This window comes from Grimontia sp. THUN1695, assembly GCF_059704325.2.
Map to the genome: position 1 here is coordinate 497,586 of NZ_AP046577.1, position 16,746 is coordinate 514,331.

General features: G+C 50.0%; 14 protein-coding genes. 13 read left to right on the forward strand and 1 reads right to left on the reverse strand.

The window, feature by feature from the left end; all coding sequences use genetic code 11:
• Positions 1–89: 89 nt before the first annotated feature.
• Entirely contained in the window at positions 90–1,310 is a 1,221-nt protein-coding gene (locus AC6IB1_RS05820) for a sugar efflux transporter (RefSeq protein WP_497568195.1), read from the forward strand.
• 92 nt (positions 1,311–1,402) lie between these two features.
• Here the strand turns inward: AC6IB1_RS05820 and AC6IB1_RS05825 are convergent, their stop codons facing one another.
• A complete protein-coding gene (locus AC6IB1_RS05825; RefSeq protein ID WP_497568196.1) occupies positions 1,403–3,502 on the reverse strand; it encodes a tetratricopeptide repeat protein in 2,100 nt (699 codons plus the stop codon).
• A 468-nt stretch (positions 3,503–3,970) separates the two neighbouring features.
• Here AC6IB1_RS05825 and AC6IB1_RS05830 point away from each other — a divergent pair, with 468 nt between their 5' ends.
• The 12 genes from AC6IB1_RS05830 to fliG all read left to right on the forward strand — a co-directional run bounded on the left by AC6IB1_RS05830 (position 3,971) and on the right by fliG (position 16,746).
• Positions 3,971–5,113, forward strand: a complete 1,143-nt coding sequence (locus tag AC6IB1_RS05830) for a flagellin (RefSeq protein WP_497568197.1) — start codon at positions 3,971–3,973, stop codon at positions 5,111–5,113.
• A gap of 367 nt (positions 5,114–5,480) precedes the next feature.
• The gene (locus tag AC6IB1_RS05835; RefSeq protein WP_497568198.1) at positions 5,481–6,620 is read left to right on the forward strand and encodes a flagellin; all 1,140 of its coding nucleotides are present in this window, start codon (positions 5,481–5,483) and stop codon (positions 6,618–6,620) included.
• A gap of 59 nt (positions 6,621–6,679) precedes the next feature.
• Positions 6,680–7,102, forward strand: a complete 423-nt coding sequence (locus AC6IB1_RS05840; protein ID WP_497568199.1) for a flagellar protein FlaG — start codon at positions 6,680–6,682, stop codon at positions 7,100–7,102.
• Between the two features lie 16 nt (positions 7,103–7,118).
• On the forward strand, positions 7,119–8,495 hold the full coding sequence (fliD, locus tag AC6IB1_RS05845; RefSeq protein WP_497568200.1) for a flagellar filament capping protein FliD: 1,377 nt from the start codon (positions 7,119–7,121) through the stop codon (positions 8,493–8,495).
• Positions 8,492–8,791: a hypothetical protein gene (locus AC6IB1_RS05850; RefSeq protein ID WP_497568201.1), complete on the forward strand. Its 300-nt coding sequence runs from the start codon at positions 8,492–8,494 to the stop codon at positions 8,789–8,791. The genes fliD and AC6IB1_RS05850 overlap by 4 nt, the downstream gene beginning before the upstream one ends.
• Before the next feature lie 12 nt (positions 8,792–8,803).
• Positions 8,804–9,208, forward strand: coding sequence for a flagellar export chaperone FliS (gene fliS / locus AC6IB1_RS05855; protein WP_497568202.1), 405 nt, complete (start codon positions 8,804–8,806; stop codon positions 9,206–9,208).
• Positions 9,209–9,380: 172 nt separating this feature from the next.
• Positions 9,381–10,856 (forward strand): sigma-54 dependent transcriptional regulator, encoded by a 1,476-nt coding sequence (locus AC6IB1_RS05860; protein ID WP_497568203.1) that lies wholly within the window; start codon positions 9,381–9,383, stop codon positions 10,854–10,856.
• A gap of 177 nt (positions 10,857–11,033) precedes the next feature.
• Positions 11,034–12,083: a sensor histidine kinase gene (locus tag AC6IB1_RS05865; protein ID WP_497568204.1), complete on the forward strand. Its 1,050-nt coding sequence runs from the start codon at positions 11,034–11,036 to the stop codon at positions 12,081–12,083.
• Entirely contained in the window at positions 12,080–13,498 is a 1,419-nt protein-coding gene (locus tag AC6IB1_RS05870; RefSeq protein WP_497568205.1) for a sigma-54-dependent transcriptional regulator, read from the forward strand. Before AC6IB1_RS05865 ends, AC6IB1_RS05870 begins: the two co-directional genes overlap by 4 nt.
• A gap of 124 nt (positions 13,499–13,622) precedes the next feature.
• Entirely contained in the window at positions 13,623–13,934 is a 312-nt protein-coding gene (gene fliE / locus AC6IB1_RS05875; protein ID WP_497568206.1) for a flagellar hook-basal body complex protein FliE, read from the forward strand.
• Positions 13,935–13,952: 18 nt separating this feature from the next.
• Positions 13,953–15,713, forward strand: coding sequence for a flagellar basal-body MS-ring/collar protein FliF (gene fliF, locus AC6IB1_RS05880; protein WP_497568207.1), 1,761 nt, complete (start codon positions 13,953–13,955; stop codon positions 15,711–15,713).
• A complete protein-coding gene (fliG, locus tag AC6IB1_RS05885) occupies positions 15,706–16,746 on the forward strand; it encodes a flagellar motor switch protein FliG (protein WP_497568208.1) in 1,041 nt (346 codons plus the stop codon). Before fliF ends, fliG begins: the two co-directional genes overlap by 8 nt.

The window sequence follows — 16,746 nt, forward strand, 5'->3', positions numbered from 1 at the left end:
TATCACACAGCCTGCATATTTGTTCTTAAACTGCAGCTTCGGGTTGTTGAGATATAACCGTCCGTCCCATTTTTGGTAAGAAGAGAGCAATGAAAACCTACGTGAGTTTTTTAACCAGTAAAGCCTCATTGTGTTACCTGCTGGTCAGTTTGTTTGCTGGCCTGAGTAGCGGCTTTTTTTATCCCCTATTGGGCATTTTTGTTGTCGATGGACTCCATGCGTCATCGCTGCAAATGGGGATATTTATGGCCATTTCCATTCTAAGTGGCGTTGTAGTCTCGCAGCGTATTGCCAAGTTGTCCGATGTGGGGTGGGATCGGCGCCAAATCATCTTATTGGCTCAAAGCGCGTTTATTGTCGTTATGATGCTGTTTATGGTGATTCGGGATTTTTATCTGGCACTGGCGGTGATGATCTTCATTTCCAGCTTTACGGCGGCAGCGTTGCCACAGACCTTTGCCATTGGCCGTGAATTTGCGGATAAAAACCTCGGTGACAAAAGCATACTGTTTGTGTCGCTTATGCGTGCCATGATATCCCTGTCCTGGGTGATAGGTCCGCCATTAGCGTTTATTCTCTACGACGCGTTTGGTTTTAACGGCGCATTTTTGTTTGCGGCCGCCAACATGATGATTTCGCTTTTGATTGTCTGGCGACTGTTTCCGTCAACCAAGGTTAAAGAAACAGAAAATAGTGATGAGTCGGCAACGCGCCAGCCCTGGCATAAGATTCCGGGCGCACCTTTATATTTGTGCGCCGTCTTTATGCTGTTTATGGCTAACAATATGTACGTGATGTCGATTCCTTTATATGTCACCAAAGAGCTTGAAATGGCGGGGTCAGTGGCAGGCCAGTTACTTGGGCTGGCGGCATTTGTTGAAATCCCAGTGATGGTGCTGGCAGGGCTTTGGACAGCCAAAGTGGCACCTCAGCGTTTGATGGTGTTAAGTGCGGCATCGGCTTGCCTCTTTTACACCTTGTTGTTCCATGCAGATATCCTTTGGCAAATGTATGCGTTGCAATTGCTGAATGGCTTGGCTGTCGGCATTAGCGCGAGCTTAGGTATGGTGGTTATCCAGAACAAAATGCCAAACCAGATGGGCGTGGCAACGACCTTGTTTAACAGTGCTATCATGGTTGCCAGTCTGGCATCAAGTGTGATGGTTGGTGTAGTGGCGGAACTTTATAACTATCACAGCGTGATGCTGGCGATGTTGGTAGCCGGTGCGTTGGCATTTGGGTTGCTGCTGCTGTCGGCAAAGGAAACCCGGCGCCCGACATGTCCTGCCGATTGGGTCGCAGATGCGTAATTGGTTGTAGTCATTGCGGGTAATAAACAAGAAAAAGAGAAGGTCAGCACCGGCTGACCTTTCTTATTTGGGGTATTTAGGGTCAACAGACCCTAGTCGTTAGACTGGATACGGCGAGCGATAGATTCCAGCAAGGGATATTTGTTCTCCAGCATCGGCGGATAGAAATAACCAAGCTCGTTATCGCTGTTTAGTGCTTCTGGCTGTGTATAGTCTGCGTCATCGGTTCCAGCAAAGAAAACGTGGCAAGGTGTGCCGACAGCCGTGGTGAGCCGGTGAACAGCCGTACCTGCGGTAACAACGGCATCCAGCCCACTGATAACGGCGGCGGTGCTTTCAAAGTCATCGCGTAAATCCAGCCCATCCAGTTGCACGATGCGTACGCCGGACAGATTCTCAATTTTACCCAGTTCTTTACGGCAATCCCCATATTGGAGGTTGATAAATACGGCATCCGGGCATTGTTTCACCAGATGTGCCACTTCTTCAGCAACCAGATAATGCATGTTACGTGTTGCTGCGGTTAGCCCGCTTCGCCAGCAGATACCAATCAGTTTTTTACCCGGATGCGTGCTGCGAGTATCAGCCAGTGCTGCATGCCAACGGGTTTGGAGCTCTTGCGGCAGGTTTACATAATGGGATTGGTAAACATGCCGGCCATATTGGTGGTAACACATCCCTGCAAGGCTGCCGCCGGCGACCCAAGACGTGATGTCGTTCATCACATTTTCAGGGATATGAATGCCTTCGCCTTCGATACGCTGGATAGGCACCATCTGCGCTTCGGGGTACGCACGGTGCAAGATGGAAGCAAGACGTGGGTCACAGGCAACATACACTTTTCTGGCGTTTTCCAACACCATACCAAGGTTGTGGAAATAGAGGATTTCATCCCCGACGCCTTGCTCTGGCATCACCAACACCACATCATCCTTTGGCCGGCTAAGGTTCCACTGCGGCATATCGCCGCTGTATTGAAGGCGACGTTGGCAAGTCAGCCCTAACTCATTGGCACGGTAATAGTTTTCCCATTCGCCCAAGGTGCGGTAGACAAAACTGACGTTAAAGCCCGCTTCAATATCATCGGGATGCTTGGCAATGTAGTCTTCCAGTAAGACTTTGGCGGCGTTTGCCTCACCCTTATACCAGAGCACTTCAGCCAGATAGGTAGAAAGGCGTAGCCTGTTTGTTTCATCGGCGACACGGGCTGCTTGCTCAATATGCCGCTGGCACGCCAGAATCGCTGCCGGTGTAAAGTTGTGGCGTGTACGCAGTAGTAGGAAACTTGCGGTTGCCAGCCTGTTCAGCAAATCGCTATCGGCAGGGTATTGCCGGAGAAAGGCTTTCGCCTGTCGGTATGCTTCCAGCCAGTTTTCTTCCCGCTCGTAGCTCAGCACCGTCAGGCGGCAAAACAACGGCTCGTCTGGCCAAGCGCTTAGGCCAAACCGGGCATGCTCTCGTGCGGCTTTGTAATCTTCTATTTTGATGGCGCTGTGGCTAAGAAGCACCACAACCTCTTTTTCAGCAGCCTCTTCATAAAAGGCACGTAACAGGTTCTGGTGGGCAAGGCCGAATTTTTCTTCATCGATATAAAGCTTGGCAAGACCAAGCAGCGCTGCTGGGTTATCACCGGCAACACTGATCACGGCATTAAAAAGCTGTTTTGCCTGTTCCATGTTTCCACTGGCTACCATTTTATTGGCAAGCTTCAGGGTTTCCTGCACTTCTGCTTCTATCACCGCATTTTTTTGCGCACTGGTCTGGGCAATCTGTTTTGCCGTGCGGCGGCTTTCCCCCTTTTTGCCGATCGCAGCGGTAAGTTGTTGCCGCATTGTCAGTAGTTCTTGATGGTCAGGTGCAGCACCTAACAATGCGTCTACGATGTCCAGCGCCTCCCTGTTCATGCCTTGTTGGGCCAATAGCACAGCTTTATCAAACAGGATGGACGCATTGCCGAGCTCGACTGTCAGGGCATGATCCAGTCTATCCAGGGCATCCTGCCAGGCACCCTCTTCACTGTCCAACACGGCCAAGACCTGCAGAACCGGCAACGCATCTGGCGCATGGGAAAGAATTTGCTCGAACACCTCTCGGGCTTCACGCTTTTTTTTATGTTGGTAGAGCGAAACACCATGCTCAAACGCCTGTTCCAGTGTCATGCCACGTTCATTGGTTTGGGAGGAATTGTTCATAAGAGATCCATGTCTGTATTCGCGCAAAAAATATGACGTTTATTAAGATCTAAAGAGAGCAAATACCGTGCCGGAAGACGCATTATTCATGGAGAGCTGTGTTTGTTGCTGTTTCATCAGATAAAAACGGCGGAGTATAAAATGTGATTCACCCCTCTTATTTCCGGGAACTGGTGCTATGTTTATGAGGAGGCAAAGGTTGGGGGCGGCAAGTTGCCGATTTTCTTGAGAAGAAATGTAAAAAATTTGCCGTTTAGCTATGTTATTTTAATTTAGAATATATCAAGTCATTGATAAATAACGACTTTAAATAATTGGCATGTAAATTGAATAGATTACAGCATGAGGTGTCGGTGGTACTGATACCGTTCCTGATAACGAACTGAAGGCTGGTCCCGCTCAACATTCGGATAACTATGTCGCGGGGAGGCTGTTTCGCAAAATACGCGAAAGTCAAAGGAGAGCAAAATGGGTGTAACAGTTAACACCAACGTGTCTGCGATGACTGCGCAGCGTTACCTGAACAAGTCGACAAACGAGTTAAACACGTCGATGGAGCGCTTGTCGTCTGGTAGTCGGATTAACAGTGCGAAAGATGATGCTGCTGGTCTGCAGATTTCGAACCGACTCATTGCCCAGACCCGTGGCCTGGACGTTGCAATGCGCAACGCAAATGATGGCATCTCAATTGCCCAAACGGCAGAAGGTGCGATGCAAGAGTCCACCAACATCTTACAACGTATGCGTGACCTGGCATTGCAATCGGCAAATGGTGCGAACGGTATCTCTGAACGTGTCGCGATTCAGGAAGAGGTATCAGCACTTCAGGACGAACTTAACCGTATCGCGGAAACTACTGCTTTTGGTGGTCGCCGTCTGCTGAATGGTTCTTTTGGCGAGGCGTCTTTCCAGATAGGTGCTGATTCCGGTGAAGCGATTATCATGGGCCTCACCAGTATCCGTGCTGATGACTTCCGCATGGGGGGAACCGAGTTTATCGGCACGTCGGCGAAAACGGCGGGTTGGGGAGTGACGGCGGCAGCATCCACCCTAACACTGGCGTTTACCACCAAAGACGGTAACTCCATCAATCTCAATATTGATGCCAAAGCGGGCGACGATATCGAGGAGTTGGCGACCTATATTAATGGTCAGTCCGATGAGATGTTAACCGCCTCTGTTGACGATGATGGTCAGTTACAGATATTCATTGCCGAAGAAAAACTGGAAGGTAATGTTACCTTTGGTGGCACGCTGGCCACATCCCTTGGTCTGGTTACCGGTCCGGGTTCTGCCATCACGGCTCAGGATATTGATGTCAGTAATGTGGGTGGGGCACAGATGGCGGTGGGGATCATTGACTCTGCCATGCAGTATATTGATAGCCAACGGGCTGATCTGGGGGCAAAACAAAATCGTTTAAGCCATACCATCAGTAACCTGTCTAACATTCAGGAAAATGTGTCTGCGTCGAACAGCCGTATTCGTGATACCGATTTTGCGAAAGAGACGACCGAGCTGACCAAAGGCCAAATCTTGCAGCAGGCAAGCACCTCTATCTTGGCACAGGCAAAACAATTGCCTCAGGCAGCACTCAACCTGCTCCAGTAGTGGACAGCAACCTCCCTAAAAGCGGCAAGCCATTGCCGCTTTTTTTGTATTTTCTCTTCTTCTCGTCTTCGTTCTGCAACACGCCAGATCTTTCTAACACTTTGTAATTAATGCGCTCTTATTGAACCGTCAAGATGCCAGAATAATTTTTCTCATTCTTCGTTAAAGTTTTTTCTCCTGAAGGCGAAAACCTTCATAGCGCCATGATATTACGGCCTTTCACTGACATCAGGAAGGTGTAAGAAAATAGGAAAAAAAGTGTAAAGGTTTTTCCAAATGGGCCGTTACATGGGGTGTGAGAGATTTAGAAATGGTTTTCCCTGGGTTGCTGGGCGGAAGCCGGACTTAGTACCAAAGGAGAATAGTTATGGCTATTACAGTAAACACTAACGTGCCTGCAATGACCGCTCAGCGCTACTTGAACAGTTCAACGGATTCGTTGAACGCTTCGATGGAACGTTTGTCTTCGGGTTTCCGTATTAACAGCGCGAAGGATGACGCAGCCGGTCTACAAATTTCTAACCGCTTGATTTCGCAAAGCCGCGGTCTGGATGTCGCCGTGCGTAATGCCAACGATGGTATCTCGATGTCACAAACGGCAGAAGGTGCGATGGAAGAGTCCACCAACATTCTGCAACGTATGCGTGACTTGGCGCTGCAATCGGCGAACGGTGCAAACGGTTCCCAAGAGCGTGTGGCGATTCAGGAAGAGATTGTTGCCCTGCAAGACGAATTAAACCGTATTGCAGAAACCACGTCTTTCGGTGGTGCAAAACTGCTGAACGGTACGTTTGGTACCAAAGCGTTCCAAATCGGTGCTGACGCTGGTGAAGCTGTCTTCATGGAATTCAAGAACATTCGTGCGGACGAAGCTCTGATGGGCGGTGCAACTTATAAAGCGACGGTTGCCGCGTCTGTAGACATGGCAGCATGGACGGCAACTGCCGGTGCAACCCTGTCTATGGCAATCACCAATGCTGATGGGACGACTGCAACCATAAACGTTTCTGCGAAAGCAGGCGATGATGTAGAAGAAGTGGCGACCTACATCAATGGTCAGGCAGATGGTCAGGTTTCAGCATCTGTGACTGAAAATGGCGAACTGCAAATCGTGGCAGCTTCTGGCTCGGACGTGGCATTTACCGGTGCCCTGGCAACGTCTCTGGGTATTGCCGGTGCGGCAAAAGTTGACGAAACCGTTCAGGATGTCGATGTGAGTACAGTCGGCGGTGCACAGCGTGCTGTTGGCCTGTTGGACAATGCGATGCAATACATCGACTCACACCGTGCTGAGCTGGGTGCAAAACAAAACCGTTTGAGCCACGCGATTGCGAACCTGGACAACGTTAACGAGAACGTCAGTGCGTCTAACAGCCGTATCCGTGACGTTGACTTTGCAAAAGAAACAACACAATTCACTAAATCTCAGATCTTGCAGCAATCCGGTACGTCTATACTTGCACAAGCGAAGCAAGCACCGTCAGCTGCACTGAGCCTGTTAGGCTAAGCGGCGACAAATGACGGTGAGCTTGCCCCTCACCGTCAATAGCTAACAGGAGGTGAACGATGGACTTATCATCCGTTTCGACGTCATCCCTGTCTCATGTGACTCCACAGTCAGGCACGAAAGTTGCTAGCAGTAAACAATCTGTGGAGGGGACTCAACCCAACATCACAAACCAGCAGCAGATGGCCGAGAATGTTGAAAAGCTGTCTCAACGCCGGGTAGAGCAAGTCCAGCGACTTGAAGATACCCGGAAGATGCAGCAAGAACAGCTCGAAATGCTGGTTGAGCGACTGGATGAGTTTGTGTCTACCTTTAACAAAGGCTTATCTTTCCGACTCGATGAGCAATCTGGACGAAGCGTTGTCACTGTTTACGAAATGAGTAGCGGCGACATTATCCGACAAATTCCAGAGAAGGAAATGCTAGAGCTGGCACAGCAACTGTCTCTTCATGCGAGGGGGCTGGTTGCAGAAAAGGTATAACTGAGGTGAGTAAACCATGGGTGTAAGCGCAACAGGCCTTGGAAGCGGTATCGACATCAATTCCATCGTCAATAAAATTGTTGAAGCCGAGCGTGCGCCCAAACAAGAGCGAATCGTTAAGGGCCTGAACGATGTTGAAACCAACATCAGCGCTTACGGTAGGCTTAAAACTTCCCTCGATACGATGAAAGATTTGATGTATGACTTTCGCCGTAACAATACCTTCGCGGCGCGGAGCACAGTGTCAAGCAATGAAGAGGCTGTCTCCGCCTCCGCCGACCATCAAGCCGTTACCGGCGTATATTCCATCGACGTACAGCAACTTGCCCAATCCCATAAACTGGTCTCTGACGGTTTAGATGCTGATGCCGATTTTGGTGCCGGGCAACTGATACTCAGTTTGGGAGGCCGCTCCACCACCATCGATATCGACGCCAACAGCAGCTCCTTGCTGGACGTTGTACGCTCAATCAACAGCAGCGCCAATAACCCCGGTATCAAAGCTTCTGTGATTAATGATGACAGCGGAGCACGGTTAATCCTGGGGGGCGATAAAACCGGAGCGGAAAACCAGATTTCTGTTACCGTCAATGCGCCGGCATCATCGCCTTTGCAAGCACTGGCGTATAACCCTGCCAGCCCCACCAATTCCATGAACGAGATGCAGTCAGCGCTGGATGCACGCATTTTGATTGATGGTCTGGCCTCTGTTACCAGTGATACCAATACGTTTTCTGACGCTATCCGCGGTGTCAACATTGACATTGCCCAGCTGACACCGGCATCCCAAGGACCTGTGACCATCAAGGTGGAAGAGGACAGGGACAAAGTGAAAGCGTCGCTGGAAGAGTTTGTGGATGCGTACAATGCCTTTTATCAGGTGACGAAGGCATTATCGAAATATGATCCGGAAACTCGGCAAGGCGGCCCATTAGTGGGCGACAGTGTGATTCGCTCTGCTGTCAATCAAATGCGTTCGTTGTTTTCCACACCGGTTGAGGGAGCGCCGGACTCTCTGAGAACACTCAGTGAGCTGGGCATTTCGACGACGATGGAAGGGCGATTGGAAATCAACTATGACCTGTTAGACAAACAATTGACGCGTAACTTCGGTGCGCTTGAAGGTTTTTTTGGCGGAAACCAAGGGTTTGCCCGCAAACTGGAAGAAACTGTGCAAAACTTTACTGGGGTGGACGGGGCGATCCGCAACCGTGAAACCAGCCTTGGAGACCAGCGTATCCGGCTGCAAGATGAGCAGGACAAATTGGATCGCCGGATGGAAGATTTAGAAAACCGCACATTAAAACAGTTTTCTGCCATGGACAGTGCAATGGCCCAAATGCAGTCACAACTGGCAGCCATGATGAGCATTATGCCGACGATGACAGGATGAATATGCAAGCTTTGTTATCTCAACTGTCTGATATTGATGAGCTGCTTCTGGCTGTATTGCATTCAAATCCTGTTGATTCAGATGAAATGGCACAGTTATTGGATAAAAGAAAACAATGTCTGGCTGAAATTACAGCGCAGCCAGAAAAGCTGGAGCACGCAGTTTGGGCGGAAGCCATTGCCCGCACCAAGCGGTTATTTAGTCTTATAAAAGCACAGCGTGACAGTGCAGCAGCCCAAGTCAGCCAATTTAAAAAAGGGCGAAAATCAGTACAACTTTATAAAAAATTTGAGTAGGTGAGGATTGTTATGAGAGGGTCACTTCAGGCCTACAAAAAAGTTTCCGTAGACAGCCAGCTAAGTGCGGCATCGCCACACAAGGTGATCCAGATGCTGATGGCGGGTGCTATTGAACGCCTTATCCAGGGTAAAGCCGCAATGTCTCAAGGAAATGTGGCACAAAAAGGTGAAAGGTTGGGCAAAGCGCTGGATATTATTATCAGCCTGCGCACTTGTTTATCCATGGATGAAGGTGGCGAAATTGCATCCAATCTTGATGCGCTTTACGATTTTATGATCCGCCAGGTTTCGGAAGCAAACCGGGATAATTTAGAAGCGCCTATTGATGATGTCATTGATATTTTGCGCGAAATTAAATCAGCCTGGGATCAAATACCCGCTGAATATCACAATATCACCTCTGCAGACGCATAAAACCGCGCTGAATTCACTAAAATTATATCTGTGATGGCACTGGAGTCACAGCTTTATTGTGTCTCCGGTTGTCATATAAGAAGCAACAATTACAATGGTGAAATTATTCAGTTATTGGCGACATCCGTCGCGTCAATAATTTTGAAGATTTTAGGGCAGATATATCTCACACATGCAAGGTTTAACGAAGATTTTTGTTATTGAGGATGATGAAAAATTTCGTCACGATTTAGGCGTTATCTTGGAGTTTATTGGTGAGCAATGCCTGCTATGTTCAACCACTGAGCTACATGATTCGCACTGGGAACAGGTTGAAGGTACATGTTTCCTGGGTAATATTCATTCACCCCAGCGCTTGTCGCAAGTGCTAGATAATTTGGCGACTCATAATCATATTCCTGTTATTGCGCTTGCGAAACATAAAACGGAATTGTCAGGACTACCAAATTTTGTCGGTGAGCTTGAGCTGCCACTAAATTACCCACAACTTGTCGATGCACTCCGACACTGTCAGGAGTTTTCCGGTAAACGCGGGTTCGATATTCCACAACTTAGCCGTAAAAATACGCTATTCAGAAGTATGGTGGGTCGCAGTGAAGCGATCGCTGATGTTCGCCATCTTATTGAGCAAGTTGCTGGAACCGATGCCAGTGTACTGATTCTGGGTGAATCAGGCACGGGTAAAGAAGTTGTTGCCCGTAATATTCACTACCACTCACCGCGTGGTAAAGGCCCGTTTGTGCCGGTTAACTGTGGCGCAATTCCGCCAGAGTTACTGGAAAGTGAGTTGTTTGGCCATGAAAAAGGGGCATTTACCGGCGCCATTTCCGCACGGAAAGGCCGCTTTGAAATGGCAGAGGGTGGCACGCTGTTTCTTGATGAAATCGGTGATATGCCTCAGCCTATGCAGGTGAAACTACTTCGTGTGTTGCAGGAACGCTGCTTTGAGCGGGTGGGTGGCAATAAAACCATTCGTGCCGACGTCCGTGTGGTGGCGGCAACCCACCGTAACCTCGACACCATGATTGATGAAGGCACATTCCGTGAAGATCTCTATTACCGTTTGAATGTGTTCCCAATAGAAATGCCAGCACTCCGCGAGCGCATTGAAGATATTCCACTGCTGATCCAAGAGTTGATGGCACGTTTGGAAGCTGAAGGCGGAAACCAGATGCACCTTACCCCAAGAGCCATTAGCTCCTTGATGGAACACGACTGGCCAGGTAATGTTCGTGAACTGGCGAACCTGATTGAGCGTATGATCATTCTCTATCCGGGGCAAATGGTTGATGTAAACCGACTGCCGAATAAATACCGTTACAGTGATATTCCTGAATTTCAGCCAGAAACATTGGGCGCTTTTGAAGATCAGGAAGATCTGGAGCGTGATGCTCTCCATGCCGTCTTTGCCATGGATGAGCCAGAAGATGAGATGTTAGGCTTTCCTCATCCCTCGGCAGCGGGATTACCGCCTGAAGGCGTAGACTTGAAAGCCATGCTGGCCGATTTGGAAGTTGATATGATCCGTCAGGCACTTGAAGCGCAGATGGGGGTTGTGGCACGTGCTGCCGATATGCTGGGGATGCGACGTACAACGCTGGTAGAGAAAATGCGCAAATATGGCCTGAACAAAGAAGATATTGCCTAAACACATTTACCGGCTGAAATACAGTGTTGAACAATATGCAAGCGAAGTCATTTTTTTGACTTCGCTTTTTTGTTTGCATTTGTTTTAATATATTGATTCTTAACGAATTTATGTTTGGCACGCAATCTGCTTAAGGCTGCTTAGCGTCAGAAAAGAGAGCGGAAAGCACTAAGTATCATGGAAGCCAATAATTCGCCACTGGGAACTGTTGATCAGCAGGTTCTCCGATACAAACAGGTATTAGATGTCATGCCGGCTGGCGTCATCATGCTCGATTCCTTCGGTCGTGTGGCGGAAGCCAACCCGGAAGCGCACCATCTATTGGGCGCCCCGCTTGAGCAAGAACGCTGGGTGGATGTGATTAACCGGGCATTCTCTCCTCGTGAGGATGACGGCCATGAAGTCTCACTCCGCGATGGCCGTCGCGTAAAACTGGCCATTTCCGCCTCAGATTCCGGCCAACTCATCCTTATCACAGATATGACAGAAACCCGTCTGCTGCAATCACGTGTCAGCGATCTACAGCGCCTGTCTTCACTTGGCAAAATGGTGGCATCTTTGGCCCACCAGGTCAGGACACCATTATCGAGCGCATTGCTCTATGCTGCCAATCTTAGTACACCGAACCTGAGCGAACCGACCCGTCAGCGGTTCCAGATGAAGCTGGTAGACAGGCTTCACGATCTGGAAAAGCAGGTAAATGACATGTTGCTTTTCGCTAAAGGCGGTGACAACAAGGTGGTGAATACCTTCACCCTGGAACATTTGCTCAATGAGTTTGAACCTATGGTAGAAGCCTTGGTGAGCAGTCAGCAGGTGGATTTTGAGATCAACGGTGATGACGAGTCCCATATGTTGCTTGGCAACATGAATGCCCTGGCAAGTGCGCTTTCCAATCTGGTCGTCAACGCGATTCAGGTTGCGGGTAAAGGCTGTAAGGTGGTGGTAGATGCCCGAGTTATGCAGGGACAACTGTTTTTGTCGGTTGCGGATAATGGTCCCGGTATTGCCCCCGGACTACAAAGCAAAATTCTCGAACCTTTTTTCACTACCCGGCAACAAGGCACTGGCCTTGGACTCGCGGTAGTCCAAATGGTCTGCCATGCCCATAAAGGCAGGCTGACATTTCAATCCCAACCTGGCCAGGGGGCTTGTTTTACGCTCTGCTTACCGCTGGCAGATAACGTCGACATCGCGCAACAAAAGGTATCAGGAGAAGCACAATGAACCAGAGCAAAGTACTTATCGTTGAAGATGATGAAGGTTTGCGTGAAGCCTTGGTGGATACACTCGCGCTGGCAGGTTACCAGTGGCTGGAAGCAGACAGTGCCGAACAGGCGCTGTTACTGCTGAAAAATGAAACGGTCGATATTGTGGTGTCTGATGTCCAGATGGCAGGCATGGATGGACTGGGGTTGCTGAGAAATATCAAGCTCAGCTACCCCAACCTTCCTGTATTGTTGATGACGGCCTACGCCAATATTCAGGATGCAGTCGCAGCCATGAAAGAAGGTGCGATTGATTACATGGCAAAACCCTTTGCGCCGGAAGTGCTGCTCAACATGGTTAGCCGTTATGCGCCAGTCAAAGCAGACAACAGCGATGCCGTGGTGGCTGACCCGAAAAGCCAGGCCTTGATTGCGTTAGCAGACCGCGTGGCGAAAACGGATGCTAACGTGATGATTCTTGGGCCAAGCGGTTCCGGTAAAGAAGTGATGTCCCGCCATATCCACCGTCAGTCAGTGCGCTCAGAGGGGCCGTTTGTTGCCATTAACTGCGCCGCCATTCCAGAAAATATGCTGGAAGCGACACTATTTGGCTACGAAAAAGGGGCGTTTACCGGTGCTGTGCAGGCGTGTCCGGGGAAATTCGAACAGGCACAGGGTGGGACTATCCTGCTCGATGAAATCAGTGAAATGGATCTGGCACTACAGGCAAAACTGCTGCGTGTCCTTCAGGAACGGGAAGTGGAGCGTCTGGGAAGCCGGAAAAGCATTAAGCTGGATGTCCGTGTGCTGGCGACCAGCAACCGCGATCTGCGTCAGTATGTGGAAGAAGGATATTTCCGTGAAGATCTTTATTATCGCCTGAATGTGTTTCCCATTGCGTGGCCGCCACTTTGTGAGCGCGCAGGTGACATTATCCCGCTTGCCAAACACCTGCTAAAACGCCACTGCTGCAAGCTTGGGCAAGCTGCGCCCCATATTACCCAAGAGGCGGCAGAAAAACTGACGCATTACCGCTGGCCGGGTAATGTCCGTGAGTTGGATAACGTAATGCAACGGGCGCTTATTCTTTGTCATCAGGGTATCATTGATGCCGGTGACATCCTGTTGGAAGGCGTGGACTGGAACGATGCGGGCAGCCTACAAAGTTTGGTTGCGGGCAATGAGGCAGTGACACCGGATATCCAGCCCCGCACATTATCAAACCATGAGGCATACCGTGGTGAACCTGCGCCTGCTTCTGCTGACAGCCTTGGCAGTGAGCTTCGCGATCAGGAGTTTGCCATTATTCTCGACACTATTCGTGCCTGTGAGGGGCGACGCAAAGATGTGGCAGAACGATTGGGGATCAGCCCGAGAACCTTGCGCTACAAGCTTGCCAAAATGCGTGACGCAGGTATTGACATTCCGCAGTGATGTCTATGCTCATAGCGTGATGATATCTTTCTGTTTGGCGTGATAATTGCATATCCATTAGTTGGATAACTTCAAATGCCCGGATTGGCGGGATTTGCCAAAGTTTTGACAGCGAGGACGACCCATGAAAATTACCCCGATGCAGCATGAAATGCAGACCATGGCATTGGAAGCGCAGAACACCGCCCGTGCTGCGACCGGTCAACAAGTCTCCCAGGATTTTGGCGAGCTTTTGTCTACTGCCATCAACCACGTGAATGGCATGCAGAAGACCTCCGGTGAACTGGCAACGCGTTTTGATCAAGGAGACCGCAATGTCAGCCTATCAGACGTGATGATTGCACGTAATAAATCCAGTGTCGCTTTCGAAGCAACAGTACAGACCCGTAACAAGCTGGTCGAAGCGTACAAAGAACTGATGAACATGCCTGTTTAAGGGAAATAGGACCTGATTGTGGCGGAAGACAACGACAATACACAACTTGCCTTGAATGACGGTGCTGCGGCATTGCCTGCCACGGCGGACAGCGGAGCGTCGCTGGCTGATCCTGATTTGATGGAGCGTGATGTGACCCCCACCGGCCCACTGGGGGGGATGGATATTGCACGTCAGTTGATTCTCGTTGCTGCTGTTGCCATTTGTATCTCTCTTGTTGTGTTGCTGTTTATGTGGGTGCAGGAGCCGGAAATGCGTCCGCTCGGCACCTACGAAACGGAAGAACTGATCCCCGTTCTTGACCATCTTGATCAACAGAAAATTGATTACACATTGGATGGCAATACCATTCGTGTGCCAGCCAAGGATTACTCCAGCATCAAGCTTAACCTCAGCCGTGCCGGCCTGAATTCTGCCACCGAAGAAGGTGACGATATTTTGATGCAGGACATGGGCTTTGGTGTATCCCAGCAACTGGAGCGTGAGCGTCTCAAACTGAGCCGTGAGCGCCAGCTTGCTGCTGCCATTGAAAAAATCCGCGCGGTCAGCAAAGCGCGGGTGCTGCTGGCTATGCCTAAGCAAAGCGTGTTTGTTCGTCACAATCAGGAAGCATCTGCAACGGTATTCCTGACGGTTCGCGGAACCACCCAACTGGGACAGGAAGAGGTGGACTCCATCGTGGATATGGTGGCCTCTGCCGTACCGAGCCTCAAGCCTTCCCGGGTGACGGTCACAGATCAACATGGCCGTCTGCTCAGTTCTGGCAGTCAGGATCCAATCGCCTCGCAACGCCGCAAGGAATATGAACTGGAGCGTAAACAGGAACAGGCGCTTCGCGAGAAAATCGATGCGATTTTGATCCCGGTGCTGGGGCTGGGTAATTATACCTCTCAGGTCGATGTGACCATGGACTTCAGCGCCGTTGAAGAAACCCGCAAACGCTTTGATCCGGCCACACCGTCAACGCGCAGTGAGTATACACGCGAGAATTACAACAACACCGATTATGTGGCTGGCGTGCCGGGTGCCCTGAGTAATCAGCCGCCTGTCGATTCGTCTATCCCCGAAGATATTCAGGATTTGAGAAATGGGGGCGCGGGTGATAAAGGGTCACTGAGCCGCGAAGCAACGCGTAACTATGAACTGGATACGACGATCAGCCACCGTCGTGGACAAACCGGCACCATTGCCCGACAGACCGTGTCTGTTGCGGTTGACTACATTGCCTCGACCAATCCGGAAACCGGTGAAATTACCCGTACACCTGTCAGCGATGCCGAACTGGAGAAAATCCGCCGTCTGCTGGTCGGTGGTGTCGGATATACAGAAAATCGTGGCGATATTCTGGAAGTACTTGCCGTACCTTTTGTTGAACCAGAAGTGGTTTCACTGGGTGATGTGCCTATCTGGGAGCATGAAAACTTCAATGATTGGGTTCGTTGGCTGGCGGCATCACTGGTGATTATCGTGGTGGTATTGGTCCTTATTCGCCCAGCGATGTCTAAACTGATCAACCCAACGAAAGATGATGACGCCTTACTGGGGCCAAATGGTGAAATGTTGGGCCCGGATGGACTGCCTTTGAGTCCGGATGACGATATTGGTCTGATTGGGGCCGATCTTGATGGTTCGAATACGTTTGGTATGAGTTCTTCGAATCTCAACCTGCCTGATCTGCATAAAGACGAAGACCTACTCAAAGCAGTCCGTGCACTGGTTGCAAATGAACCAGACCTTGCTGCGCAGGTCGTGAAAAGTTGGGTAAGTAACGATGGCTAAAGATGATAAAGAGTTGCCTGATAACACCTTTGATGTATCGCAGCTGACAGGCATAGAAAAAGCGTCCATTCTCCTGCTCAGCCTGACTGAGCAGGATGCTGCCAGCATCATCCGTCATCTGGAACCGAAACAGGTTCAGAAAGTGGGCGGAGCCATGACGCAGTTATCTGAACTGAGTCAGGATAAGGTAAATGCTGTTCATCGTCTTTTTCTTGAAGATATTCAAGGTTTTACTGCTATTGGTATGGGCAGTGAAGATTTCGTTCGTAATGCCCTCATTGCTGCACTGGGTGAAGATAAAGCGAATAATCTGGTTGACCAGATTGTCCTTGGCAGTGGCTCGAAAGGTCTGGACTCGCTCAAATGGATGGATCCACGTCAGGTGGCTTCCATCATCATTAACGAACACCCACAGATCCAGACCATCGTACTGTCGTATCTGGAGCCAGAGCAATCAGCGGAAATTCTTACCCAGTTTGCAGAACGTGATGCGCTCGATCTTGTCATGCGTATCGCCAATCTGGAAGAAGTCCAGCCAGCGGCACTGCATGAGCTGAATGAAATCATGGAGAAACAGTTTGCTGGCCAGGCCGGTGCGCAGGCTGCGAAGATTGGCGGTTTGAAAGCGGCTGCCGACATCATGAACTACATGGACAATTCACTCGAATCGGCACTGATGGAACAAATTGGTCAAACTGACGAAGAGATGGCATCGCAAATCCAGGATCTGATGTTCGTGTTCGACAATCTGGCGGATGTGGACGATCGTGGTATTCAGACAATTCTCAAAGACGTCCCACAGGAAGCCCTGCTCAAGGCGCTCAAAGGTGCCGAAGAAGGGTTACGCGACAAAATTCTCCGCAACATGTCGAAGCGTGCGGCAGAAATGCTGTTGGACGATCTCGAAGCCATGGGGCCAATTCGTGTGGCCGATGTCGAAGCTGCGCAGAAAGAAATCCTGTCTGTTGCGCGCAAACTGGCCGATGCCGGCGAGATTATGTTGAGCAGCGGCGGTGCAGACGAATTCCTGTAA

Excerpts from the sequence above, each read along its gene's own strand:
- AC6IB1_RS05820 (WP_497568195.1), top strand. The coding sequence starts at position 90 with ATGAAAACCTACGTGAGTTTTTTAACCAGTAAAGCCTCATTGTGTTAC.
- AC6IB1_RS05825 (WP_497568196.1), bottom strand. The coding sequence starts at position 3,502 with ATGAACAATTCCTCCCAAACCAATGAACGTGGCATGACACTGGAACAG.
- AC6IB1_RS05830 (WP_497568197.1), top strand. The coding sequence starts at position 3,971 with ATGGGTGTAACAGTTAACACCAACGTGTCTGCGATGACTGCGCAGCGT.
- AC6IB1_RS05835 (WP_497568198.1), top strand. The coding sequence starts at position 5,481 with ATGGCTATTACAGTAAACACTAACGTGCCTGCAATGACCGCTCAGCGC.
- AC6IB1_RS05840 (WP_497568199.1), top strand. The coding sequence starts at position 6,680 with ATGGACTTATCATCCGTTTCGACGTCATCCCTGTCTCATGTGACTCCA.
- fliD (WP_497568200.1), top strand. The coding sequence starts at position 7,119 with ATGGGTGTAAGCGCAACAGGCCTTGGAAGCGGTATCGACATCAATTCC.
- AC6IB1_RS05850 (WP_497568201.1), top strand. The coding sequence starts at position 8,492 with ATGAATATGCAAGCTTTGTTATCTCAACTGTCTGATATTGATGAGCTG.
- fliS (WP_497568202.1), top strand. The coding sequence starts at position 8,804 with ATGAGAGGGTCACTTCAGGCCTACAAAAAAGTTTCCGTAGACAGCCAG.
- AC6IB1_RS05860 (WP_497568203.1), top strand. The coding sequence starts at position 9,381 with ATGCAAGGTTTAACGAAGATTTTTGTTATTGAGGATGATGAAAAATTT.
- AC6IB1_RS05865 (WP_497568204.1), top strand. The coding sequence starts at position 11,034 with ATGGAAGCCAATAATTCGCCACTGGGAACTGTTGATCAGCAGGTTCTC.
- AC6IB1_RS05870 (WP_497568205.1), top strand. The coding sequence starts at position 12,080 with ATGAACCAGAGCAAAGTACTTATCGTTGAAGATGATGAAGGTTTGCGT.
- fliE (WP_497568206.1), top strand. The coding sequence starts at position 13,623 with ATGAAAATTACCCCGATGCAGCATGAAATGCAGACCATGGCATTGGAA.
- fliG (WP_497568208.1), top strand. The coding sequence starts at position 15,706 with ATGGCTAAAGATGATAAAGAGTTGCCTGATAACACCTTTGATGTATCG.